This window comes from Natrinema zhouii (genome assembly GCF_013456555.2).
GTDB lineage: Archaea > Halobacteriota > Halobacteria > Halobacteriales > Natrialbaceae > Natrinema > Natrinema zhouii.
On the sequence record NZ_CP059154.1, the window covers coordinates 1,331,762 to 1,355,064 of the forward strand.

The following is a 23,303-nucleotide window of genomic DNA, read 5'->3' on the forward strand; positions in this document are numbered from 1 at the left end:
TAGATAAGCGCTGTGGAACGGGTAGTGAGAGTCAGTCAGTTGGTCGGACGGCGGTCGTTGCTCCTGAAACCTGTTAGTCCCAGAACGCCTGCGTCCGCGCGTATTCGCGCTCCTTCGAGAGGATATCCCGATAGAATTCGGCTTCGTCCTCGCGGAGTTTGTTGATAATCTGGGCGGCGTTGTGCGGACCGACGCCGCGGGCGGCCATCGCGATGACGGCCTGTTTGCCGTGGCTCTGGACGAGGCTCGCGGCCCGGAAGGCGCGTTCGGTCATCTCCCGTTGCTCGTCGTCTTTCTCCTGAGACCGGACCGCCTGCACGACCTCGTCGGCCCACGGGTTCAGGGAGGCGATCCGCGTCGACCCGCACTCGGGGCACTCGGGCTGGTCGGGTACTCGCTTGACTTTCGTCTTCACCTTCCACTCCGTGCAGTGGGTACACAGCAGAATGACCCGGTCGTTCTGAATCCGCTCCCTGACCGTCTTGATGACGCTCGCGTCGGCGTTTTCGGGCGCGAGCAGCTCCTTGCCGCCCGACGAGCGACCGCCCAATCCGATCGGCGTCCGACCGCGGTGAGTCACCAACTCGAGGTCGCCCGACTGGATTCCCGCGAGCACCGAACTCGCGCGCTCGACGTCCAGATCCTCGTGGAACACCTCCCGAATCGCTTCCTCGTACATCGGCGTGTCCTCGAGCGCCGCCAGCAATCGGTCGTTCGAGATACGGCCTGATCCCCGATTCTGCCAGCGCTTGAGCGCGCCGAACTTCGCCGACACTTGCGCGAGTCGAAAGGCCAGCGCGTCCGAGCGCTTGAGCCCGAGTTCGACGATCGCCTCGACGTGGTCGGGATCGGTCTCCTCGAGCACCGCGAGCACGTCGCTCGTCGCGATCGAGTTGGGCACCTCGAGTTCGATCCGGTAGGGATCGGTCTCGAGGCCGACAGACGACCCCGCACGCTGACCGAGCAGTGCGGAGAGGATCCGACCGAGCGTCTCGTTCGCCGTGTGGCCGAAGGGCGCGTTGAGCACGATCGTTCGTCCCTGTCGCTCGAGGACGAGCCGGTCGGCCGTCGGCATCGGCGCGTCGGCATCGATCTGTTGCTCGAGTTGGGTGCAGGCCTCGGTCAGGGTGTACTCGTCGGACGGATAGCGGCCCGCGAGTTCGCGGCCGACCGCGGCGGCGTCGGCACCGGCCTCCAGTTGGGGCTCCGCGACGGCCCGAATTTCGCCGACCTCGCCGGCGACCGCGGCGGGGACGGGGATCTCCTGGCCGATCCACGACGGGACCTCGCCCGCGGGGTCCTCGATCGGGCTGACCTTGACTCGAGCCTCTTCGTCGTCGATTTCGGCGATCCGCCACATCTCGCCGCGCTGGATGAACACCTCGCCGGGCTGGGCGAAGTTGACGACGAATCGCTCGTCCAGGGTCCCGATCTGGCCCCCCGAGGCGATATCGTGGACCTCGTAGGTCTCCTCGTCCGGGATCATCGAGAGATTGGCGTAGACGTACTGCCAGGTGCCGCCAGTAGTCTCGATGCGGTCTTCGGCCTCGTCGAACCAGAGGATCCGATTCCGATGCAGTTCGGAGATAATCTCGCGGACGGTCGCTTCGGGGACGGTCCGGAACGGGTACGCCCGCGTGACCGTCTCGACGGCCTCGTCGACGTACGTATCTCCACGGCTCTGGACGATCGCCGGGAGCTGATTCGCGACCACGTCCAGACTGCCCTCGTGGATCGCCGCTGGCTCGACCTCGCCGTCGCGGGCCCGGCGGGCGATCGAAAGCGCCTCGAACGTGTCGTCGGGCCGCGTCGTGACGATCGTCCCGCTCGAGACTTCGTCCTGTCGGTGGCCCGCGCGACCGATCCGCTGGAGGAGTCGGGTGACCTGTCGGGGACTCTTGTACTGGATCACGTGGTCGACCTGTCCCACATCGATTCCGAGCTCCATCGAGGACGTACACAGTAGCCCGTCGATCCCGCCGGCCTTGAATCGGTCCTCGACGTCGATTCGGGCCTCCTTCGAGAGCGAGCCGTGGTGGACCCCGATCGGCAGGTCGAGTTCCTTGAATCGCGAGCCGAGCGCCTCTGCTGTCTGCCGCGTATTGACGAAAATGAGCGTCGACTCGTGTTTCTCGACCAGGTCCCGAATCAGCCGGACGTGGCTGGCCGTGTCGGCCTCGGTCATGAGTTCGCCGGCCAGCCGTTCGTCCTCCTCGGTCACCGCGGGCTCGCGGACCGTCACGTCGACGTTGCTTCCGACGTCGATCTCGCGAATCTCGCAGGGGCGGCCGCCGGTGAGGAACTGGCCGACCTCCCCCGGATCGCCGACGGTCGCCGAGAGCCCGATCCGCTGGAACGGGCCGGCGAGGTCCCGGAGTCGCTCGAGGCCGATCGCCAACTGCGCGCCTCGCTTGGACGCCGCGAGTTCGTGCACTTCGTCGATCACGACGTGAGAGACGTCCTCGAGCGCCTCCCGCAACCGCTTCCCGGTGAGCATCGCTTGCACGGTCTCGGGCGTCGTGACCAGCACGTCCGGCGGGTTCTCCGCCTGCTTCCCCCGCTGATACTGGGTCGTGTCGCCGTGGCGAACGTCGACCTCGAGGTCGAGGTAGTCGCCCCACCACTCGAGGCGCTCGCGCATGTCTCGGTTGAGCGCCCGCAGTGGGGTGATGTAGAGCGCACCGAAGCCCTCCGGCGGACCACCGTCGGAGGTTTCCGCCGACGAGGATCGCCTCGCCGTGCTCGGCTCACCGTCACCTGCCACGAGGTGATCGAAGACGGGTAACATCGCCGTCTCGGTCTTGCCACTGCCGGTAGGTGCGATCACCAGCGTGTTCTCGCCGGCCGACAGCGGCGGAATCGCCAATCGCTGCGGTGCCGTCGGCTGCGAGAAGCCGCGTTCGGAGAGCGCCCCCCGAACCGTCGATCCGAGGCGCGTAAACGCCGCGACGTCCCCGTCTGTCATCGAAACGCGCTAGGGGCGAACGGCGGATAAGGGCCACGTTTCCGGTCAGTTACTCACGACTGAAGTCGCGGTCTTTCGCCTCGCTTTCGTCTCCGCGAGGGGGACTCACTCTTCGGTTTCCTCGTCGCGATCGCCGACAGACTCCGCGCCAGTATCGTCATCGACGAGATCGTCTGCGACGTCTTCGTCGACCGTCATTTCGCCCGGTTCCGCCGGTTCGTCTTGCACGTCGGACTCGGCGCGCTCGGTGATCTCCTCGTCCGAGCGGTCGTCGCTGAAGCCGGTGTTCGTCTCCGTCTCGTCGATCGCGCTGTCGTCCTCATCCGTCCCGCTTTCGTCGAGTTCGTCGCCGTTGCGCTCGTCCAGACCCGTCACGTCGGATTCGTCGCCATCCTCGGTCGTCTCGGTAGACGACTCGAGATCGGACTCGCTCTCGGACGCCTCGCTTCTGGGCCCCTCGATGGCGATCTCCGTGATGTCGTCGGGAACGGTCTGACTGGTTCGGTTCCGGATCGTCTCGATCCGATCGTCGGGAACGGCGTCCACGGCACGGTTCTGGACCTCGTCGGGGACGGTCTCAGCGGCTCGCTCCTGAATTTCGTCGACTGCGGGGATCGCGTCTCTCGAGTCCAGAAGTCGCGACACGGCGTACGCGAGCACGAAGACCCCGGTGGCGACGAGAAGGTATCTGGCGAGGCCACCCGTCGACGAGGAGTCAGCCGTCGATTCCGGTCCGGACGCTGCGGTCGCTCGATCGCGGGCGGGTGTTCGAAGTCGCATTACGATCCGTACGAGCGCAGTCGGCAAGTGGATTCGGGGTGAGAACGCCGGCAGCGATTCTGCTTCGGCCGGCATCGCTCGGTCAACACCACTCGATCGATATTACTTAATCGGCAGCACTCGATCGCAGTCAAGCCTCGAGGTGCTCGATGCGGGCGTACCGGCCGGCCCGCCAGCCGGCGACGATCGCGACGATCGTTCCGGCCCCGAGCGCGAGCGCGAACCCGCCGGCGTAGATCTCGGGCGGCGTCCGGAGGAGTCGCTCGAAGCCGATCACCGACGCCGAGAACCGATTCAACCCGAGCACGGCCAGCGGCGTCACCGCGACGGCGAGCAGCCCGCCGGCCAATCCGATAACGAGTCCCTGCGTCCCGATCGTGCCGGCGAGCAGCCGACGAGAGAGCCCGATCGCGCGGAGCGCCGCGAGCTCCTCGCGTTGTTGGTGGGCCACGAGCGCGAACAGGTTGGCCGTCAGGACGATCCCGCCGAGGACAGCGAGCCCGACCAGCGTCGCGCCGCTCGCGAGCACCATCGTCCGCTCCTCGAGCATCGACTGCACCTGTTCATCGCTGGTCCGAACGTCGTACTCGGGATGCTCCTCGCTCAGGTCGTCCGCGACGGCGTCGCGGTCGGCGTCGTCCGCCACGTCGGCGGTGAGGTACGTCGCCCGATCGGTCCCCGACGTGCCGGCGATGGCCTGCAGGTCGCCCAGCGGGACCGTCACCGCCGGCGAGCCGAGGTACTGCGAGTAGTAGCCGGAGAGGCCGATGACGGTGAGCTCGTTCGCCGCCGCGGTGTGTCGGCTGGTTCCGACGTAGACCGTGTCGCCGACCGAGACGCCCAGTTCGTCGGCGACCCGCGGATCGAGGATTATCTCGTCGCGCTGGGGCTCGTCGGACGGGGGACTCGCGGCGGTCTCTTCGTCCACCTCGAACCCGTGGCCCGCCTCGAAGTCGAAGCCGTCGTGGGTCTCCTGAACGCCAACCGCGGGTCTGCGCTCGAGGTCCGACGGGTCCGTTCCGAGGTAGACGTCGTACATAGCGATCGGGGAGGCCGAGGAAATGTCGTCCCGCGCGGTGAGCTGAGCCGCCGTCCCGTGAGCGCCGACGATCGGGTTTTCAGTGCCGCTGGCCGCCGGATCGACCGGAGAGCGAGAGATCCAGATGTCCCGATCTGCGCTGTCCAGCCCCTGCTCTCCCTTCTCGACGACGCCCACGCCGAGGCTCGCGAGCACCGTCACCGAGAGGACGGCCAGGGTGACCGCGAGCACGGTGAGGACGGTCCGGCCGGGCGAGCGCCGGAGCTGTGCGAGCGCGAGTCCGATGACGGCTCGCGTTCGAACGATCGCGCCGCCGACGCTCATCGTCCCACCTCCGAGAGGACGGACGTCCGCGCGGCCACCGCGAGGGGATAGGGAACGGCGACGAGGCCCGACAGGAGGGCGACGGCGATCGCGTACGGGACGAACAACGGATGGAACTGCGCGACCGCTCCCGGGGCGACGGTCGCGCTGGCAATCGCGTTGACGCCGACGATTCCTGCCGCGCCGAGGCCGATCCCGACGAGCGAGCCGACGAACGTGGTGACTCCCGTCGAAATCGCGACCACGGCGAGCCGGCCGCGAGTGGGGATGCCGATCGACTCGAGGACGGCCAGCGTCCGCCGGTCCTCGTCGACGGTCATGCCCATGGTCGTCGCGACGAACGACGCACAGATCGTCACGCCGACGATCAGCGCGATGACGCTGGTCGCGAACGCCAGCCCGTCCTCGAACAGCGCGGCGGGGTCGGCGCTTCCGGCGACCTCGACTGACGCGTCGGGATACGCGTCAGTTGCGGCCGACTGCGCCGCGTCGGAGTCGCCCCAGACCAGCACTCGATCGGCGAGTTGCCCGTCGTCGGCCCCGGAAACCGACTGGAGCTCGCTCGCGTGAACGAGCGCGATCGGGGCACCGGTCTCCTCACCCTCGGCGTCCGCGACAGCCGTCACCGTTACTGACAGTTCGTTCGACCGCATCGGCCCCCTCGAGACGGCCAGCTCGTCGCCGTCGGACGCGCCGAGTCGGTCGGCAGCGGTGTGAGAGAGCACGATGCCGCCGTTTTGCGGGCCGTCGTAGGACCCGTTCGCGTAGTGTGAATCGCCCGGCTCGAGGCGGTCCGTCGGCAGCCCCGCGACGGTCCGCGACTCGCCGTCGGGAACGACGCCGACGAGACGGACCGTTTTCGGCTCGCCGCCGTCCGCCTCGAGTCGCACCGTCTCGACGAGCACCGGTGAGGCGTGGTCGACACCGTCGTGTGAGCGGATGGCCCCAGCCCGTTCGTTCGTCGCCCCGAGGCGCGGTCCTTCGACCCCGTCGACGGACGATAATGTGCTCCCCTCGGTCGGCGTGATACGGACGTCCGCATCGTCTCGAGTCGTCGCGCCGCCGTCGGCCAGCGCCAGCGCGATGCCCGTCACGACGAGCAGGAACGCGATCGTCAGTGCGACGGCACCGATGGTCGACACGATCCGGCCCGCCGTCGTCCCCGTCGCTCGCTGCCACCACCGACTGAGTGTCAGTCCGACGAGCCCCGTCCACCGCGTTCGTCGCTTCGTCTCGACGCCCTCGGGTAGCCCGTCGGTCTCATCGGTCATCGTCCACCCGCCCGTCGCGAAGCGTGATGACGCGATCCGCAACCGACAGCGTGGCCGCGTCGTGCGAGGCCACCAGCACCGCACGATCGCGCCCGATATCGGTCAGGAGTTCGAGGACGTCACCGCCGGTCGCCGTATCGAGTTCGCCCGTCGGCTCGTCGGCGACGATCACGTCCGGATCGGTCGAGAGCGCCCGTGCGATCGCGACACGCTGTCGCTCGCCGCCGCTGAGTTCGCCGGGCAGGTGCGCGGTGCGATCACCCAGCCCGACCGCCTCGAGCAGATCGGTCGCACGCTCCCGCCGGTCGGACCGGGGGACGCCCGCCTGCACGAGCGGCAACGCGACGTTCGCACGAGCGGACAGCGACGGCAGGAGGTGGAACCGCTGGAACACGATCCCGATGTGGCGTCGCCGCATTCGGGTTCGCTCCCCGTCGGAGAGCGCCGCGAGGTCGGTGTCGCGCAGCCGAACGCTGCCCTCCGTCGGCACCAGCAGCCCAGCGACCGCGTGCAGGATCGTCGACTTCCCGCTCCCGCTCGGCCCCTCGAGTCCGACGATGGTCCCCGTCGGCACGTCGAAGGAGACGTCGCGGAGCGCGGTCACCGTCCGCTCGTCGCTCGAGCGAAAGCGCCCGCCGCTCGAGCCGTAGCGGTGAGTGACGTCCTCGAGACGAACGGCCGTCGTCGATTCGCGGTCATCCGTTCGGTCCCTCGACGACGATCGCGACTCGTGAACTGATTGGTTGAACATCCTTACAGGGGTCTCACTGCCAGCGGACGGCGCACCGACTCATTGTTTCGACCCGGTTACCCCTGTCAGCCGGGCGCTACCCGCGTTCCCGTGGACGACAACGGTCGGGTAGCCGGCACGAGACGCGAGCGTCAGCGACGCTCCATCGGGTTGTCTGCCGTTCGCCTATTCGAGGGTGTTCCGCCGCGGTAGGGATGCACTGTCCGCCGGATCGACGCTGAAACGAGGACGTACAGGTTAGCGGCCGTGGTAGTCAGATTCCCTTATTTGTTCGATCATTTTGAGTGGAGTCGAATTTCGAAGAGACCAGTCGACCAGCGGGTCGCGTTCGGGTACCGCCACGCCGCAGTCGGGACACCGTTTCGGCTCCCTCGAGGTGAGTTGTCCTCGAAGATCGGGTTCGGATACAGCGATCACGTTCGACAGGTTCTCGCGGAGAAACCGTGTACCCATCGAAGTTCCGATACTATTGGCCGATTGTAGTGTATTTCCGATACATGAACCACCTTTTCGATGAATGAACCATATTCTTCATGCTTCTACTAAACGATCGTCTCACAGGATGGCGTTCAAGAAACCACTGATCGCGCTCGTAATGCTTGCAGTGTTGATGACCGGTATCGCGACGCCGGGTATGGCCCATGAGACACAGAACGTCGAAGGGTATGACATCACCTTCGGTGGTGCGGATGAACCCCTCATCACTGGCGAACGGATGTGGGTAGAGTTCGAGATCGTGAATAACGAGACAGGCGAGCCAGTCACGGACCAAGCCGAGAATCTAACCGTGTCCGTCCAGACCGCCGAGAGCGAGAAAACCGCGCTCGAACTCAGTGAGAAACACGGGGAACCGGGCGTGTACGAAGCACCAGTCATCTTCACGGGGTCCGGCGACTACGTCGTCCACCTCGAAGGCAGTGTCGAAGGGACGGAGGTCCACACTCACTTCGAGAAGGAGGTTCGAGACCATATTACGCTCGAGTACCCCAGTGACGATTCACAGACCGAAGGCGGCGATAGCGAATCGCAAACCGATGATAGTCAGACTGACGAAGCCGGGTTCGGGTCCCTTAGCGTCGCCATCGTCGGCACTGCCGTGGTGGCTGGTATCGGAACGCTGCTCTTACGCCGGCAGCGCTAATCCACCCGATCACCGGTTCCCGCACCCGTATTTACCGCAGAATACATGTCCTCGAGGACGGGTTTGGGGACAGGAAGAGCGAAGGGAGAAGAGTACGTCGGAGAAAAAAGCTACCCGTCGGCCAGCCCGTCGTAAATATCGCGGTGACAGAGTATCTGACCTCTATGGAATCCGCGCCCATTCGTCACTCCAGTAGAGCGAATCGATCAGTAGGTACGACGGCCACTCGAGCACATTACCGAACTGTCGACTAGCCGGCGATGTTACTGGATCCGATCACTGATGAACGACTCGAGTACAGTTCGAACGGCGGCAGTTGGCAGTCTTCGTGACGAGCACACGGACCACCACTCTACTGCGGATCGGCGACTCGAGACCGTCACTATTTCGTCGGAATCTCTCGGTGGTGTTCTCGAAACCGCAGCGAACACGCAGACGAGTAACGGGGTCTCCGAGATAATTACAATGGCAGCGCCTAGTCGGTACTGCTAAAAATTCTGAGAGGAATATCAGGAGATAGTCTTGAATATATACTACAAAATAGCCGGGACAAAACGTGTTCTTGCTGTCGCAGTTGGTAGTCGATATGGTACCGACTAGCTGCTGCGCTTCTGTCTTGGCTATCCGAGAAGCACGATCTATTGGGGAGACTCTGTTTCTCGATAGTGATTCTGTGGTCTGACTGCTCTCTCGAGAAAGATTGAACGATCAACTCGCCTCTGTCGAACAGGATCTGGTTAACAGCGGTTTCGTACGCTCAAAATGAAAATTAGCCATTTTATTACTCGTGTGTCAGCAGTCGGGTAAGCATCAGTAGGTGTCTTGGAGATATATCACACTATTATAACGTTTGTCCCCTGTACTAGTAATATGATAAACAAGTTCTGGTGGGGATGCTACACTATATATTGTCGCTGCTTCAATCGCTCCCACTTCTCGTTCGAAGGTGCTCCAGTTGGTGAGCCAGTGAGACGCTCCATCAACTGTTCTATTCCCGTTCGAAAACGGAGAACAGCTCCGCGAAAGTCTGATCCTCACTGCCCGGATTCACTCGAGACGAGTACAGTGTCCGATCCGTGAACGGCAATAGCAGCGGCGGATAAGATAGAATTACAAATACACGTCTGTAAACTACTGGTCTCAATTGGGAGGATCGTCCGAATCCGTACGTGGCCAACGGAGACCGATGCTCTCGAGCCACATCCGACTGGGCCAGACGTGATCGGCGAACCGCGACTGATGAGCGTCGAGTCGCGACGCTCGACGTTCCAGGTAGCCCTGCCGGTCTCTCGAGCGAGGAGACGCCGAACGACGACCCGAAGACGTATTGGGAGTCCGACGCAACCCATTCACCGAACGATGTCACCGACCGCTCCGACGAGGCGACCGACCGACGCAGCGTTCGTCGACGAGGACGAGTTCGATCCGCCGACCGACCTCCTCAATCTCCCTTGGATCGACGTTCACAATCACGCGCAGACGCTTTCGTGGACGGATCGAGAACGGTACGCGCTTTCGGGCTGTGAGGCGATGATCATGGTCGCCTCCGGCTACCACTGGACGCCGTACAAACCGGTCGAAGCGGACGACGTTCGCTTTCTCTGGGACGACGCGGTCAATCGTCGAGCGGCTATCGAGCGGAATCACTTTTTCGAGGCCAAACTCGGCCTCGGTATTCACACCGGCGTTCGAATCGAGGACCCGGACGAGCTGTTGGACGCGATGGACGACTACTGCGAACTGGACGCGGTCGCAGCGATCGGAGAGACGGGCGTCACGCCATCTCAACACGTCAGTAGCTGGGACGTGGACGAACAGCGAGCGATCGTCCAGGCGCAGATGGAGCTCGCGGATACCTACGAGCTGCCGATCATACTCCATACGCCCAACCGATCTGCCGAATCGAAGCGGTCGTACCGCCCGGAGGTACAGACCCCCGGCTACGAGAAGAACACGGGGCTCAGCACGGAGCCGGTGATCGATGGCGACAATCCGGCGCTCGAGGCGGTCGAGCTCGATGTCGAAGCCATGCGCGATGCGGGTATTAACGACGAGCGGGTCGTCGCCTCGCACGCGGACCAAAACAATACCGCGTATCTGATGGAGCAGACGGACTGCTATCTGAGCTTTACGATCGGCCACTCGTGGCTGATCGGCGTTACCGCTGCGGATGTCGCCGACGCGATCGACGAGTACGGTCCGGACCGGATCATGATCGATACGGACTGCGCGAACGTCCTCCGCACCGATCCGTTCGCGCTGAAACGAGCGATCTTCGAACTGTATCGCTACGGGATCGACGAGGCGGCGATCCGGAAAGTCGTGTTGGAGAACCCGCGGGACGTGTTCGGACTCGGGAGCTGATCGGGCACTCGAGAACGACTCGGCCTACGATACCAAAGAGAGGGGTAAACAGGTCAGTCGGTTTCGAGCGGCGGGAGCATCTCTTCGATCCGCTCGATGTCGACATCGAGCCAGTCGGGGACTTTGAGTTCGTCGCCGTACTCGGCTGGGTCCTGATCGATGGTGAAGCCGGGGCCATCGGTCGCGTACTCGAAGACGGCACCGCCGGGTTCGGTGATGTACCGCGAGTGGAAGTAGTCACGATCCTTCGTCGAGGTAGTGATGTAGCCGTTCTCGCGGAGAGTATCGCTAATCTGGTCCTGTTCCCAGTCGTTAGCCACGCGGAAGGCGACGTGGAGGTAGGTCCCGATCCCCATCCGTCCCTGTGGCGCGTTCGGACGGATGAGGACGTCGACAGTGGTGGCACACGGCGCGTCGCCGGGCGCTTCGTACCGGATGCGGTCGCCCGCCTGCGGGTGGGTCGCCTCGCCGACGCGGTCCCAGCCCATCGTCTCGAGGACGTCCATGGTGCCGGCGGGATCGTTCGAGTGCAGCGTCGTGTTGAACATCCCGCGGATGCCGTGTTCGGCGGGGACGTCGTTGCCGTCGGTCCACGGCTCGATATCGGAGTCGCCGGTGACGAGTTCGAACGGGAGACCGTCGGGATCGGTGAACTCGATGGCGGTCTCGTCGAAGCGCTCGTCGATCGTGTGTTCGACGTCGTGTTCCTCGAAGCGGTTCGTCCAGTAATCGACCGATCCCTCGGGAATCGTTAGCCCGACCGAGCGCATCATTCCCTTGCCGACCATCCCCTCCTCCATCGGCATGTTGGTCATCGGGAAGTAGGTCACAATCGTGCCGGGGGTCCCCTCCTCGTCGCCGTAGTAGAGGTGATAAATTTTTTCGGGAACGTCGAAGCGGACCGTTCGCTTGACGAAGCGCATTCCGAGAACGTTCGTGAAAAAGTCGTAGTTCTCCTGCGGGTCGTCACAGAACGCTGTCACGTGGTGTATCCCTGGAATCTCTGGCATGGTATGGTACACCATTACGTTTAGAGAGGACCGTAAAATAGCTTTCCATGAAATATCGGCCAGTTAGGATCCTGCTACCACGTTTTGGATAGTGTCAAACAGCGGAGTTGGGGTGAGTCTGTAAGCAGTTCCACAGAACCGTTTGTGTCCCACCTGCTGTCAAATCAGGACGGTGAGGTTCACGGGCCGAGCCGAATGGAGTCGAAAAGACGAAAGAACGCATCGGGACGAGCAGGGCTCAGTCCCCTAAACATATTTATCGAATGAGGGTCTTGGTGTAGTGTGATGCGTGCACAAGAAACACACCCACAGTTACAGGCGTTCATCGAAGAGTCGGAAGACGCACCGGCGTTTCACGAACTACCGGTCGAAGACGTTCGAGCGATCACCGACGACGTGTTCGCGGTCGAGGAACCCGAACCGGTCGGAGACGTCATCGACCGAACCATCGACGGACCCGGCGGCGACCTTCCGCTTCGGATCTACCTCCCGGAGGGAGAAGAGCCGTTCGCGGTGACGATGTTCTTCCACGGCGGCGGCTTCGTCGCCGGCGGACTCGAGAGTCACGACCAGTTCTGTCGGACGTTCGTAAACACCGCAGATGTCGCCGTCGTTGCCGTCGCCTACCGACTCGCACCGGAACACCCCTTCCCGGCGGCCGTCGAGGACGCGTACGCGGCGACGGAGTGGGTCGCCGAGAACGCGACGGAGTTCGGTTGCGACCCCGACGAACTCGTCGTCGCCGGCGACTCTGCCGGCGGGACCCTCGCGGCGGTCGTCGCACACATGGCTCGAGACCAAGACGGTCCCGACATCACGTATCAGGTGCTTCTCTATCCATCAGTCTCCCCACATGAGGATTGGGACTCAATCGACGAGAACGGGGAGGGCTACTTCATCACGGCAGCGGACCTGACCTGGTTCGACGAGCAGTACTTCGAACACGAGATCGATGTGATGAACGTCTACGCGTCTCCGCTCTTGGCTCCCGACTTCGAAGGGCTGCCGCCCGCGACGGTCGTGACGGGCGGATTCGACCCGCTTCGCGACGAGGGGGTCGCGTATGCCGAGCGACTCGAGGAGGCCGGTGTCGACGTCTCTCATCACCACTACGACGACGCCATCCACGCCTTCGTCCAGTTAGCCGCAGAGCCGTTCGAGTTCGATCGGTCCCGGGAAGCGCTCGCGGATATCGCCGACGATCTGCGAACCGCTCTCGAGTGAGGCCGTCAAACCCGTTGGATCACGTTTCGAACGGCTCGTTTCTGCGCGTCGGGCCGGCACCGAGTAGTCGCCTACTGCTGCCGGCACGTGTTCGTCAGTTCGCCGACGCCGTCGATGCCGATAGTGACCGTCGTTCCGTCGTCCAGGAGAACCGGCGGGTCGCGGTAGACGCCGACGCCCGGCGGCGTCCCGGTGAAGATGAGGTCGCCTGGGGAGAGCGTGAAGGCCTGACTACAGAACGAGACGAGTTCGTCGATCCCGAAGATGAGATTCGACGTCGTCGAATCCTGGAGTCGTTCGCCGTCGATTTCGGCCCAGATGTCGAGGTCGTGGGGATCGTCGATCTCCTCCAACGTGACCAGTTCCGGGCCGGTAGGCGCGAACGTGTCCAGACTCTTCCCGCGAACCCACTGTCCGTCGCTGTGTTGCAGGTCGCGCGCCGAAATGTCGTTCCCGACGGTGACCCCGGCGATATACTCCTCGGCGTCGTCTTCGCTCACGTTCCGCGCTTCCCGGCCGATCACGACGACCAGTTCGGCTTCGTAATCTACCTGCTCGGTGTACTCCGGGTCCCACGTAATCTCGTCACCGGGCCCCGTCACCGCCGTCGGAAACTTCGAGAACAGGACCGGTTCGTCGGGGATCGGATTGTCACCTTCCTCGGCGTGATCCTCGTAGTTCAGTCCGACGCAGACGACCTTCTGCGGGTCGCCGACGGGCGCGTGTCGCGTGAGTTCGTCGATCTCGTACTGATTCGTGCCGGTTTCCGTCGCATACTCGAGCGCGAGATCGACCTTCCGCTGCCAGTTCCATTCCTCGAGCAGGGCCGAGAGGGTCCGCGGGATCTCGATCCCCGCTGCCGTTCCGGACGCGGGGAGATTCACGACAGTGTCATCGTCGACAAGCGCGCCACACCACTGCTGCTCGGTTTCTCCCGTGCTGAATTGCCCAATTCTCATTCTGACTCGAAAAACACGCCCGTGGTACTTAATCCCGAGGACGGGAGGAGCGGGCTCGATTCGCATTCGAAGACCGGCGACTCTGGTTCTCGATCGACGACGGCGGTCATCTCGCGAGAGCCGACAGTATCGCTTGCCGTAAGATGTATAGTGCTAACAGTTCGTATGGTAGGACGATGTTCGAAATTCGTGACCGGCACCAGACCGTATCAGGTGGGAAACGATCGCTCCGGGAGGAGGCCAATGGCACTTGAAGGCGAGTTCCTGTTAGCCGGCCGCCTCCTGTTCGGCGTCCTGTTCCTGTACAACGGGTACAATCACTTCGCGGAGTACGAGGGACGCGTCGGATACGCCCAGTACAAGGGTATGTTCGCCCCGTCACTGTCGGTGATCTCGTCGGGAGTCGTCCTCGTCCTCGGTTCGCTGGGGATCATTTTCGGGGTGTATCCAGTGATTTCCGCGGGAGCGCTCGCCACGTTCCTCATCGTTGCGACGCCGTTGTTCCACGATTTCTGGAACGCGTCCGGCGAGGATCGACAGAACGAGCTGAACCACTTCCTGAAGAACGTCGGCCTGCTCGGCGGGGCGCTGGTTCTGCTGTCGATGGGAAGCGAAGCGTGGGCCTACGCCGTGAACGTGAGTCTGTTCTGAAGACGAACGGGGACTGAAACACGATATGAAACTCGGACAATTCGAATCTGACGGCAGCGAACGGCACTGGACAGGCGTCGTCTCGGACGACGGGGTCGTAAACCTGAACGAATCCGGGCGTGGCGCCGGCGTCGAACTCCCGCGAGAGCTTCGATCGATACTCGGGACGTGGAACTGGCGGGAGAAGCTTCTCGAGGGCGGGGATTCCGTGACGGTCGGTATCGATGGACTCGGGGAACTTACAAACCCCTGCCAGTACACTGAATAACCATGTCGCAGGAGTATCCCACGCGGCGTCCGACGGACGCCGAGTACAGTCTCGAAGAGAGCGAACCGATTCCGCCGGAACTGACCAGTATGCCGTGGATAGACGTTCACAACCACGCGCATACGCTCTCGTGGAACGAACGCGAGAAGTTCGCGATCAGCGGCTGTCAGTCGATGGTGATGATGGCCGCGGCCTACTACTGGACGCCCTACAAGCCCGTGGCACCGGAGGATGTCCGGTACCTCTGGGACGATGCGCTCAGCCGACTCGCACAGATCCGGGAATCGCACCTTATCGACGCGAAGGTCGGTATCGGCATCCACACCGGTGCGCGCGTCGAGAACTACGAGGAACTCCTCGACGTCCTGCCGGACTACTGCGAACTCGAGGAGGTCGCTGCGGTCGGCGAGATCGGCATCACTGAGGCCCAACACGTCTCCGGCTGGGAGCTGGAGGAACAGAAAGACGTCACGAGACGGCAACTCGAGATCGCCGCAGACCTCGGTCTTCCGGCGATCTTGCACACGCCCGCCGACCTCGAGGACGTCGATTTCCCGGATCGAGTACGCGGAGATATTCCGGGGTACGAACTGGACCTCTCCCTGCAACAGGAGCCGGTCCTGACGTCGGACTACCCGAAACGGGAAGCGATCGAGATCGATATCGACCTGAAAGACGACGCGGGACTGCCGGACGAGCAGCTGGTGTTGTCCCACGCGGACACGAAAATCGCGCCCTACGTCCTGGAGAACACCGATTGCTACCTCAGCTTCACTGTCAGCTACCCGTGGCTGCTCGGCGTCACGCCCACCGATGTCGCCGAAGTAGTCGCGGAGTACGGCCCGGATCGCATCCTGGTCGAAACCGACAGCGCGGGCGTGCTCCGGAGCGACGTGTTCGCCTTCAAGCGGACGATCCTCGAGATGTATCGAATGGGACTCGACATCGAGACGATTCGGCAAGTCGTGTACGAGAATCCGCAAGACGTTCTGAGCTGATCGACGACTCGTTCGTCTCCTTCCCGGACTATCGCCAGACACGTTCGACAACAAAAATTCAACATATTCGGAATCGAGGACTGACGAGATCGGGGTGAAACGGGCTAGCGCACGTAACCGGACGGGTCCATCGGGACTGTATTCTTTCTCTAATACGAGACGGAACGATCGATCGAAGCGCTACCGAGACGGCCCTATATCTCCGTTATCCGCTCGTAGTCGGCGTCGAGCGATTCGGCGTCTTCCGGCAGCAGCGCGACGACGAGATACTGACAGTAGCCCTGAAAGTAGTCGACCAGCTTTGCGATCCGTTTCGAGTCGATCGCTTCGAGGGAATCTAACACCATAAACGGAAGCGTCTCGTAGACGTCGTGTGCGAGATACCCGGCCAGCGCGAAGACGAGTCCGGCCACGTTCCGTTCGCTCTCACTGAGATGGTCGACGGTATCCTCGTAAGAGGTGCCGGACGCGGTCGTTCTCACGATGTGGAGTTCGAACATCGTTTTGGAGACCGTCTTCCGGCCGTCTCGGACCTCACTGTCGACTCGTTCGAGCCAGATGCGCTCGAGGTTTTCGTATCCGAGGCGGTCGAGAATCTCGTTCATATGTTGGTTGAATGCTTCGACCGCTTCCTGCTCTATTCGATCGATTCTCGTCCGGAGCCGTTCTATCTCGTCCCGTATCTCGTCCGCCTCGTCTTCCAAGTCGCGCTGCTCGGCCAGTCGTTCCTCGATCGCGGTGATTTCGTCATCCACGCGCTCGCGCTCGTTCTCGAGTTGTCCGAGTTCGTACTCGAGCTGGTTCGCGTCCCTGTGAAGGGAGAGTATCTCGCTTCGCTCTTCGTCTTCCCGTTTGTCGATCGTTTCTTCGATGCGTTCGATCTCCTGAGTGAGGTCGTCCCGTCGATCCTGCAGGTCTTCGATGCGAGCCGTACTCCGCTCGATGTGTTGCTCCACTTGCTCCAGCTTCGTATCCAGCCGTTCTCGACGCTGTCTCTGCTGTTGTATCGCTCGCTTTTTCTTCTTCAGTTCCTCGAGGTCGTCGTCGATCTCCCGTACCGTTTGGAATTTCGTTCGGCTGAGTTCGCGAAGCGTGTCGACGGTCGCTTCGATCTGGTCGGCCTCGACCGTACTGCCACAGGTCCAACACTGGACGGTGTCGTCGGGCACCAATCTATCCGTCACCGATTCCTGTTCGCTCTCTTCGAAATCGAGAGCTGAGAGGATCTCGTCGTCGACGTCTTCCAGCATTCCCTCGTTGAACTGCAGAATACTCTGGAGCTCACTAATCTCCGATTCTACCGCTCGTTTTTTCGACCGAAGACGCTCGACGTCTGATTCGATCCGCTGGAGTTCACCCGCGTTGATCTCGGAGAGTTCGGCTCTCTCGTCCTCTAGCTCCTGTAATTCCGATCGCAGCTCAGCGACACTGTCCCGTTCCGTTTCGAGATCGTATCGGACGTCGTTGAGTTCGCGTCTCGTCTCCTGTAACTCGTCGAGTTTCTCGTCCGCTTCGTTCGCCGTTTGTCTGCTTTCCTCGATATCGGCGTCTCTGTGATCTATCTCCCCCTCTATTTCCGAGAGCTCGGATTTTTTCTCCTCGATTTCGTCATCGAGTTCACGCTTTTCTGCCTCCAGTGACGGAAGCTCCCGTTTCAGGGAGTCGATCTCGTCCAGTCGACGTTCCACGTCGCTTCGTCGCTCTCTCAGCCGGTCTATCTCCGCCTGAATCTCCGCCGTGTCGATCGGGCGCATGATAATCTCGCGGAGATCGCCGCCTCGAGCGACGGCTTGCCTGGCCTCGTTGTCCTCGAGAAGAAACGCGAAGAGATCGCCGAGCATCGGATCGTCGAGATACGCGTCGCCAGTCGTCTGAACGGCCGTTCCGTCTCGGTTCAACGCCCGAGAGTAGGTTTCGCCGTCGATCGACAGTTCGACGTGTCCTTCTTCGGCATCGCCTTTGAGAGAGACTCGATCGCTTCCCAGTGCGGCCATGAGGGCAGTCTGGAAGGAGGTTCGGTTCGTCGCGTTTCGACCGACCAGTACCGTGACTCCCGGTTCGAACGAGACGTCCGTCCGGTCGATACCGCCGATATTCTGGATATCGACGTGCGCCGTTCCGTGCTTCTTTTGTGCAGAATCCATATTGTCGCTCATTTTCGCTCCGATACGGATAAATTATTTGCTCTATTCAAACGACTGTATTCCGCCGTCTCCGAACGCGGTTACGTTCCAGTAGCGCTCGGCGTGATCTGTTCACGCGACAGCCATCTAGCAGTAGCTGTATTTTGGAAGGAGGAACTACTCTCGACAGTCACAGCCGCCGTCGTCTATGAGCGTAATCACGTCCGTTTGCGTGCCACAGTTTTCGCAGACGGCACGGACATCGACGATAACGCGGAAATCGCCGGGGAGTAATTCGCCCCGCTTCGCTAACCGGGATAATTTGCTCTCCGTGATTTCCGTAATCCTGCTTCGTAACTGCTGAATCGTCTCTTTGATCGACTTCGTGGATTCGGCATTCTTCGTGTAACTCGCGTCTCGATAGTCGGTGAGATAGGTCCGTATCGCCTGGTACGAGACGAAATCGGCTCGGAGCGCGTCGACGTCGACGCCGTCCCGCTCGAGTCGCCGACGCGTTCGGGTGCGATCGGCACTGGTAACGCGCTCGTCAGTGAGGAGCCGGTAGATATTCTCTACCTCCCCATCGAGCGATTGCACTCCGGCGTCTTCCATCGCACTCTCTACCAATCGTCGATTGAATACGGTCGCGAGTTCGCGCAAACTCTGTCGCTCCTCGCTTTCGTCGGCGGTCCATAACCGTTCGAGCTCCCCGCCGAGCCCCTGCAGTCCGTACGTCTCTATGAGACGGTTGACCTTGCTGTTACGACCTCGAGTTTCGTCTAAGTCATCGTCCATCGGGGGCATACCGCAAAATTGGATGTGTCGAAGAAATACTTTGTGAACGCATCGGAGCTCGCCGTTCACGGGCCTCGGTTCGCTGTTTCGTCTCCGGTTTATAGCAACTATTGGTGTCAATTATCGGAGGTGTAATGACAGTAGCACCACTGTTACGGAAACCGCCGGTTAGGATAACAGCAGTACCTTTGTTATGAAAACGTTAGCCGCGCGGACAAACCGGAGTGAATGCGATTATCCCGCAAATTAGGGTTTACAGACAGATGATACCGATCCGTTCCCAATCTCCGAATATATCCAAACTTCTTGCCCTACAGGCCGATTTTGTTTATCCATACGCTTCTTTCAATAACAATCCATAACAGAAACTCGTCTCATATGCACAGTGTGACGATTACACGAATAGTGTACACTCGTTCTCAACTCACTCATCGAGCGTATCCGCTACTGCTGTAGCGGAGCGCGGATATCGAGATGCTACTCGTTATCCTGGTAATGCCTGTCACGGTTAATTTTCTCACCCTATCGTCGTTTGTAGTTCCGGTGCGTGAAAGGATAGCGAATATCGTTTACTAACAGTAAAATATACGGGGGACAACGACCATTCGATAACTATGAACAAAGATAACAATGTACATACCGGATCGGGCGTGCAGGCAGTCGAAACGTCGATTGCGATTCTCGAGGCGCTCAAACGGATGGAGGGAGGAAAAGTCACAGCGATCGGCGAGGAAACTGGTCTCTCGAAAGGAGCAGTGTATAAACACCTATCGACGTTGACGAACCACGGATTCGTCGTCAAAAACGGAAGCGAATACGAACTCGGGTTTCGGTTTCTCGACTACGGTGGCTGGCTCCGATCGCGCTACGTCGGCTCGGAGATCATCAAACCTCGAGTCCGGGAACTGGCGGAGGAGACGAACGAAGTAGCGCTGTTCTCCATCCTCGAGGGCGGTCGGGCTATCACGCTGTTCCGAGAAAACGGGACGCAGGGCGTTTTCACGCGGACCCGTCTCGGCCGGCGGCTCTATCCCAACCAGAACGCGGCCGGGAAGGCGATCCTCTCCCAGCTTCCGGAATCGGCAGTTCGAAGCCACATCGACGATGTCGGGCTCCCGGAGGCGACGGAGAAGACGATAACCGACGAGGCGGAGTTACTGGCGGAACTCGAGCAGATTCGCGAGCGCGGCTACGCGCTCAACAGAGAGGAGAGTACCGACGGGCTCGTCGCCGTCGCGGTCCCCGTCGTCCCCGAGGAAACCGTCATCGGCGCGTGTTCCGTCGCGGGGCCGCGCCATCGAATGGACGACGAGTACCTGAAAGCGGATGTCGTCGAAATGCTTCTGAGCGTCGTCAACGAAGTGGAGCTGAATATCGCCCACTCGCAGGAGTCGGTCAGCAGGTTTGGATCGCGATAATCGAGTGTCGTTCGTGGAGATCCCAGATATCGGATCCGGTTACGGTCGGACCATAATCTTCACTTCGTCGCTCCCGTCCACCATGAGCCGCTCGAATCCGTCCTCGACGATATCCTCGAGCTCGATTCGTGACGTCACGAGCCGCTCCGGGTCGAAGTCGCCGGTCGCGAAGTCCCGAACGGTTGCAATAACCGTTGGTACGGCATTGATGGCACCGTGGCGGCACTACTACTGGGAAAAATGGAGTCGAAACTGATCAGGTAGTTTCGAGCGGCGGGAGCATCTCTTCGATCCGGTCGACATCGACCTCGAGCCAGTCGGGAACTTTGAGTTCCTCGCCGTACTCGGCGGGATCCTGGTCGATGTCGAAGCCGGGACCGTCGGTCGCGTACTCGAAGATAGCGCCGCCGGGTTCGGTGATGTACCGCGAGTTGAAATAGTCGCGATCCTTCGTCGAGGTAGTGATGTAGCCGTTCTCGCGGAGGGTATCGCTGACCTCGTCCTGTTCCCAGCCGTTGGCGACGCGGTAGGCGACGTGGAGGTAGGTCCCGATCCCCATTCGTCCCTGTGGCGCGTTCGGGCGGATGAGGACGTCGACCGTGGTGGCACACGGCGCGTCGCCGGGCGCTTCGTACCGGATGCGGTCGCCTGCTTGCGGGTGGGTTGCTTCGCCGATGCGATCCCAGCCCATCGTCTCGAGGACGTCCATAGTGCCGGCTGGGTCGTTCGAGTGAAGGGTGGTATTAAACATCCCACGGATGCCGTGTTCGGCGGGGACGTCGTTGCCGTCGGTCCACGGCTCGATGTCGGAGTCGCCGGTGACGAGTTCGAACGGGAGTCCGTCGGGATCGGTGAACTCGATGGCGGTCTCGTCGAAGCGCTCGTCGATCATGAACTCGACGTCGTGCTCCTCGAAGCGATTCGTCCAGTAATCGACCGATCCCTCGGGAATCGTCAGCCCGACCGAGCGCATCATTCCCTTGCCGACCATGCCCTCTTCCATCGGCATGTTGGTCATCGGGAAGTAGGTCACGATCGTGCCGGGGGTCCCCTCCTCGTCCCCGTAGTAGAGGTGATAAATCTTCTCGGGAACGTCGAAGCGGACCGTTCGCTTGACGAAGCGCATCCCGAGTACGTTCGTGAAGAAATCGTAGTTCTCCTGCGGGTCGTCACAGAACGCTGTCACGTGGTGTATCCCTGGAATCTCTGGCATGGTATGACCCACCAATAGCTATCGAAGGCATGCTAAAATAACTTTTGTTAGAATTCTTATTTATATGCATTCTGAGAACGTTCAAGAGGACATCTCGAGCGGTCTCGAGAGTGGATAACCGATACACGGCGACAAGATTTTCACTCCGTGTAGACGCCGTCCGGATCCAGCTCGTTTCGGATGAGATCGAGCTCCTGCTCGGTCGGTGGCACCGTCTCGACGAGGTCGGAGCCGAACTGCAGTTCCCAGCCGGTCGCGTTCTGAACGACGTCTCTCGTCACGCCGGGATGCAGCGACTCGACGTACAGCTCGCCGCCGTCGTCGAAGCGCATCACCGCTTTGTCCGTGATGACGGCTTCGGGGCCGCCGCGGAGGCCCAGTTGCTCGCGGTTGTCGCGACCGCCGACGTAGCCGGGGCTCGTGACGAAGTCGACTTCGTCCGGGAATCGGCGGCTACTGTGGGGCGTGATAATTATTGTCCGATCCGTGTTGCTCGCGATTTCGCATGCACCACCGCTGCCGGGAAGGCGCACGTTCGGATCGTCGTAGTCGCCGATGACCGTCGAGTTGATGTTTCCGTGGCGATCGATCTGTGCGCCGCCGAGAAAGCCGACGTCGATGCGTCCGGACTGGAGGTAATAGCCGAACCCCTGTATCATTGGAACGATGCTCCGGGCGCCCGTCGCGAGGACGGGATCGCCGATGGAGAGGGGTAATTTCGACGGGTTCGAGTCGATGGTCCCTGACTCGTAGATCAGCTCCAGGTCCGGCGCGTGCGTTCGTTTCGCGAGATTGCAGGCGAGGTTGGGGATTCCGACCCCGACGAGCGTTGTGTCGCCGTCCTGTAGTTCCTGTGCCGCGCGAGAAATCATCAGTTCGGTATCCGTGTACTCGGTCATCGTCAGTAGTCACCCATATCGATCGGTGTCGCGTAGCTCGTCTGGGGCTGCAAGTCGAGGAACCGGTCGGTCGCCACCTTCTCGAGGTACTCGGCTCGGTCGTCGACGCCGTACACCCACTCGTCGAGCCACTCCGTCGTTGATTCGTGCGTCTCGGATTGACGGTCCCACTCGAGGTACGCCTCGTTGTCCCTGTCGTAGTACCCCTGCGCGTACGAGGGGTGCGAGCCGTAGGGCTCCTCGACCACGTAGTCGACCGCCGTTCCCGAAATGAGCGTTCTGTTCGGATCGCTCCGGATGACCCGTTTGTCCACGATTTCTTCGACGCTCAGGACGACGGTGTCGGCGGCGAACGCCGCCTCCACGATCTCGCCAAGGATTCCCCACAGCTGTGCGCTCCCCTCCTCGTCGGCTCGCTGGGCGCGGACGATCGCGACGTCCGGGTTGAGGGGTGGGACCACCGGGATCTCGTCCGGGCCGTCGTCGTACGGGTTCTCGAGGATCCTGATCGCGTCGGTGTGATCCGGGTAGTCCGATCCGATGTACGTACGGAGCGGCAGGAACGGGAGGTCCTGCGCGCCAGCGGCCAGTCGGGAAACGAGACCGAAGTGCGAGTACTCCTCGATCGCGATCTCGTTCGGAATCCCGTCTTCGACTGCCCGCCGGAACGCGCGGAGGCTGCCGACGCCGGGGTTTCCCGCCCAGGAGAAGGTCACCTTGCTCGCACAGCCCGCCGCGATCATCTGGTCGTAAATCAGGTCCGGTGTCGCCCTAACGAGATCGAGATCCCGGTATTCCTGCCGAATTATCTCGTGCCCTGCGGCGAACGGGATGAGATGCGTGAATCCGCCGAGGTACAGGCGTTGTCCGTCGTCAACGGCCGCCGAGATCGCGCACTCCATGTTCACTATGTCTGCCATTTTGTACTATCCTCCATGGTAACAACTCAGACTGTTGGTTGTCCGAACCACGGTAATCGTTAGCCAGCATCATATAATAAATCTCAGGTTCCACAATGGATATCGTACCGATAATTTCGGCCGGTTATGAGTCGCGACAGCAGTATCGTACCGATGCCCTATTGAGATGGGCTCCAGGACCGAATTGTTC

19 protein-coding genes are annotated in these 23,303 nt (G+C 61.6%); 7 read left to right on the top strand and 12 right to left on the bottom strand.

Annotated elements, in window-relative coordinates; genetic code table 11:
- Positions 1–73: 73 nt before the first annotated feature.
- From HYG81_RS25295 to HYG81_RS25315, 5 genes are all read right to left on the bottom strand, one after another.
- On the bottom strand, positions 74–2,965 hold the full coding sequence (locus HYG81_RS25295; protein WP_180842418.1) for a DEAD/DEAH box helicase: 2,892 nt from the start codon (positions 2,963–2,965) through the stop codon (positions 74–76).
- A 105-nt stretch (positions 2,966–3,070) separates the two neighbouring features.
- Positions 3,071–3,745 carry a hypothetical protein gene (locus tag HYG81_RS25300; RefSeq protein WP_180842419.1) on the bottom strand — a complete coding sequence of 225 codons (675 nt, stop codon included), beginning with the start codon at positions 3,743–3,745 and terminating at the stop codon, positions 3,071–3,073.
- 130 nt (positions 3,746–3,875) lie between these two features.
- Entirely contained in the window at positions 3,876–5,108 is a 1,233-nt protein-coding gene (locus tag HYG81_RS25305) for an ABC transporter permease (RefSeq protein ID WP_180842420.1), read from the bottom strand.
- Positions 5,105–6,379 carry an ABC transporter permease gene (locus HYG81_RS25310; RefSeq protein ID WP_180842421.1) on the bottom strand — a complete coding sequence of 425 codons (1,275 nt, stop codon included), beginning with the start codon at positions 6,377–6,379 and terminating at the stop codon, positions 5,105–5,107. The genes HYG81_RS25305 and HYG81_RS25310 overlap by 4 nt, the downstream gene beginning before the upstream one ends.
- Positions 6,369–7,130, bottom strand: coding sequence for an ABC transporter ATP-binding protein (locus HYG81_RS25315; RefSeq protein ID WP_180842422.1), 762 nt, complete (start codon positions 7,128–7,130; stop codon positions 6,369–6,371). Before HYG81_RS25315 ends, HYG81_RS25310 begins: the two co-directional genes overlap by 11 nt.
- Before the next feature lie 562 nt (positions 7,131–7,692).
- Between HYG81_RS25315 and HYG81_RS25320 the strand changes: the two genes are divergently transcribed.
- On the top strand, positions 7,693–8,271 hold the full coding sequence (locus tag HYG81_RS25320; protein WP_180842423.1) for a FixH family protein: 579 nt from the start codon (positions 7,693–7,695) through the stop codon (positions 8,269–8,271).
- Between the two features lie 1,359 nt (positions 8,272–9,630).
- Positions 9,631–10,635, top strand: a complete 1,005-nt coding sequence (locus HYG81_RS25325) for a TatD family hydrolase (protein WP_180842424.1) — start codon at positions 9,631–9,633, stop codon at positions 10,633–10,635.
- Between the two features lie 53 nt (positions 10,636–10,688).
- Here the strand turns inward: HYG81_RS25325 and HYG81_RS25330 are convergent, their stop codons facing one another.
- The gene (locus tag HYG81_RS25330) at positions 10,689–11,645 is read right to left on the bottom strand and encodes a VOC family protein (protein ID WP_180842425.1); all 957 of its coding nucleotides are present in this window, start codon (positions 11,643–11,645) and stop codon (positions 10,689–10,691) included.
- Positions 11,646–11,930: 285 nt separating this feature from the next.
- Between HYG81_RS25330 and HYG81_RS25335 the strand changes: the two genes are divergently transcribed.
- On the top strand, positions 11,931–12,869 hold the full coding sequence (locus HYG81_RS25335) for an alpha/beta hydrolase (RefSeq protein ID WP_180842426.1): 939 nt from the start codon (positions 11,931–11,933) through the stop codon (positions 12,867–12,869).
- Between the two features lie 71 nt (positions 12,870–12,940).
- Here HYG81_RS25335 and HYG81_RS25340 read toward each other — a convergent pair whose 3' ends face one another.
- On the bottom strand, positions 12,941–13,828 hold the full coding sequence (locus HYG81_RS25340) for a fumarylacetoacetate hydrolase family protein (protein ID WP_180842427.1): 888 nt from the start codon (positions 13,826–13,828) through the stop codon (positions 12,941–12,943).
- 243 nt (positions 13,829–14,071) lie between these two features.
- Here HYG81_RS25340 and HYG81_RS25345 point away from each other — a divergent pair, with 243 nt between their 5' ends.
- From HYG81_RS25345 to HYG81_RS25355, 3 genes are read left to right on the top strand one after another with little or no spacing between them, the layout of a single operon-like run.
- Positions 14,072–14,479: a DoxX family protein gene (locus HYG81_RS25345; protein WP_180842428.1), complete on the top strand. Its 408-nt coding sequence runs from the start codon at positions 14,072–14,074 to the stop codon at positions 14,477–14,479.
- A gap of 25 nt (positions 14,480–14,504) precedes the next feature.
- A complete protein-coding gene (locus HYG81_RS25350) occupies positions 14,505–14,747 on the top strand; it encodes a hypothetical protein (RefSeq protein ID WP_180842429.1) in 243 nt (80 codons plus the stop codon).
- A 2-nt stretch (positions 14,748–14,749) separates the two neighbouring features.
- On the top strand, positions 14,750–15,745 hold the full coding sequence (locus HYG81_RS25355) for a TatD family hydrolase (RefSeq protein ID WP_180842430.1): 996 nt from the start codon (positions 14,750–14,752) through the stop codon (positions 15,743–15,745).
- A 194-nt stretch (positions 15,746–15,939) separates the two neighbouring features.
- Here HYG81_RS25355 and HYG81_RS25360 read toward each other — a convergent pair whose 3' ends face one another.
- Both HYG81_RS25360 and rdfA read right to left on the bottom strand, forming a co-directional pair.
- Positions 15,940–17,889 (bottom strand): archaea-specific SMC-related protein, encoded by a 1,950-nt coding sequence (locus HYG81_RS25360; RefSeq protein WP_180842431.1) that lies wholly within the window; start codon positions 17,887–17,889, stop codon positions 15,940–15,942.
- 156 nt (positions 17,890–18,045) lie between these two features.
- Entirely contained in the window at positions 18,046–18,672 is a 627-nt protein-coding gene (gene rdfA, locus HYG81_RS25365) for a rod-determining factor RdfA (RefSeq protein ID WP_219628716.1), read from the bottom strand.
- Between the two features lie 605 nt (positions 18,673–19,277).
- Between rdfA and HYG81_RS25370 the strand changes: the two genes are divergently transcribed.
- Positions 19,278–20,081 (top strand): IclR family transcriptional regulator, encoded by an 804-nt coding sequence (locus tag HYG81_RS25370; RefSeq protein ID WP_180842432.1) that lies wholly within the window; start codon positions 19,278–19,280, stop codon positions 20,079–20,081.
- Positions 20,082–20,337: 256 nt separating this feature from the next.
- Here HYG81_RS25370 and HYG81_RS25375 read toward each other — a convergent pair whose 3' ends face one another.
- From HYG81_RS25375 to HYG81_RS25385, 3 genes are all read right to left on the bottom strand, one after another.
- Entirely contained in the window at positions 20,338–21,294 is a 957-nt protein-coding gene (locus tag HYG81_RS25375) for a VOC family protein (protein WP_180842433.1), read from the bottom strand.
- Between the two features lie 140 nt (positions 21,295–21,434).
- On the bottom strand, positions 21,435–22,193 hold the full coding sequence (locus HYG81_RS25380) for a CoA-transferase subunit beta (protein ID WP_180842434.1): 759 nt from the start codon (positions 22,191–22,193) through the stop codon (positions 21,435–21,437).
- Positions 22,194–22,195: 2 nt separating this feature from the next.
- Positions 22,196–23,113, bottom strand: coding sequence for a CoA transferase subunit A (locus tag HYG81_RS25385; RefSeq protein ID WP_255647686.1), 918 nt, complete (start codon positions 23,111–23,113; stop codon positions 22,196–22,198).
- Positions 23,114–23,303 lie beyond the last annotated feature (190 nt).

Excerpts from the sequence above, each read along its gene's own strand:
- HYG81_RS25295 (WP_180842418.1), bottom strand. The coding sequence starts at position 2,965 with ATGACAGACGGGGACGTCGCGGCGTTTACGCGCCTCGGATCGACGGTT.
- HYG81_RS25300 (WP_180842419.1), bottom strand. The coding sequence starts at position 3,745 with ATGCGACTTCGAACACCCGCCCGCGATCGAGCGACCGCAGCGTCCGGA.
- HYG81_RS25305 (WP_180842420.1), bottom strand. The coding sequence starts at position 5,108 with ATGAGCGTCGGCGGCGCGATCGTTCGAACGCGAGCCGTCATCGGACTC.
- HYG81_RS25310 (WP_180842421.1), bottom strand. The coding sequence starts at position 6,379 with ATGACCGATGAGACCGACGGGCTACCCGAGGGCGTCGAGACGAAGCGA.
- HYG81_RS25315 (WP_180842422.1), bottom strand. The coding sequence starts at position 7,130 with ATGTTCAACCAATCAGTTCACGAGTCGCGATCGTCGTCGAGGGACCGA.
- HYG81_RS25320 (WP_180842423.1), top strand. The coding sequence starts at position 7,693 with ATGGCGTTCAAGAAACCACTGATCGCGCTCGTAATGCTTGCAGTGTTG.
- HYG81_RS25325 (WP_180842424.1), top strand. The coding sequence starts at position 9,631 with ATGTCACCGACCGCTCCGACGAGGCGACCGACCGACGCAGCGTTCGTC.
- HYG81_RS25330 (WP_180842425.1), bottom strand. The coding sequence starts at position 11,645 with ATGCCAGAGATTCCAGGGATACACCACGTGACAGCGTTCTGTGACGAC.
- HYG81_RS25335 (WP_180842426.1), top strand. The coding sequence starts at position 11,931 with ATGCGTGCACAAGAAACACACCCACAGTTACAGGCGTTCATCGAAGAG.
- HYG81_RS25340 (WP_180842427.1), bottom strand. The coding sequence starts at position 13,828 with ATGAGAATTGGGCAATTCAGCACGGGAGAAACCGAGCAGCAGTGGTGT.
- HYG81_RS25345 (WP_180842428.1), top strand. The coding sequence starts at position 14,072 with ATGGCACTTGAAGGCGAGTTCCTGTTAGCCGGCCGCCTCCTGTTCGGC.
- HYG81_RS25350 (WP_180842429.1), top strand. The coding sequence starts at position 14,505 with ATGAAACTCGGACAATTCGAATCTGACGGCAGCGAACGGCACTGGACA.
- HYG81_RS25355 (WP_180842430.1), top strand. The coding sequence starts at position 14,750 with ATGTCGCAGGAGTATCCCACGCGGCGTCCGACGGACGCCGAGTACAGT.
- HYG81_RS25360 (WP_180842431.1), bottom strand. The coding sequence starts at position 17,889 with ATGGATTCTGCACAAAAGAAGCACGGAACGGCGCACGTCGATATCCAG.
- rdfA (WP_219628716.1), bottom strand. The coding sequence starts at position 18,672 with ATGCCCCCGATGGACGATGACTTAGACGAAACTCGAGGTCGTAACAGC.
- HYG81_RS25370 (WP_180842432.1), top strand. The coding sequence starts at position 19,278 with ATGAACAAAGATAACAATGTACATACCGGATCGGGCGTGCAGGCAGTC.
- HYG81_RS25375 (WP_180842433.1), bottom strand. The coding sequence starts at position 21,294 with ATGCCAGAGATTCCAGGGATACACCACGTGACAGCGTTCTGTGACGAC.
- HYG81_RS25380 (WP_180842434.1), bottom strand. The coding sequence starts at position 22,193 with ATGACCGAGTACACGGATACCGAACTGATGATTTCTCGCGCGGCACAG.
- HYG81_RS25385 (WP_255647686.1), bottom strand. The coding sequence starts at position 23,113 with ATGGCAGACATAGTGAACATGGAGTGCGCGATCTCGGCGGCCGTTGAC.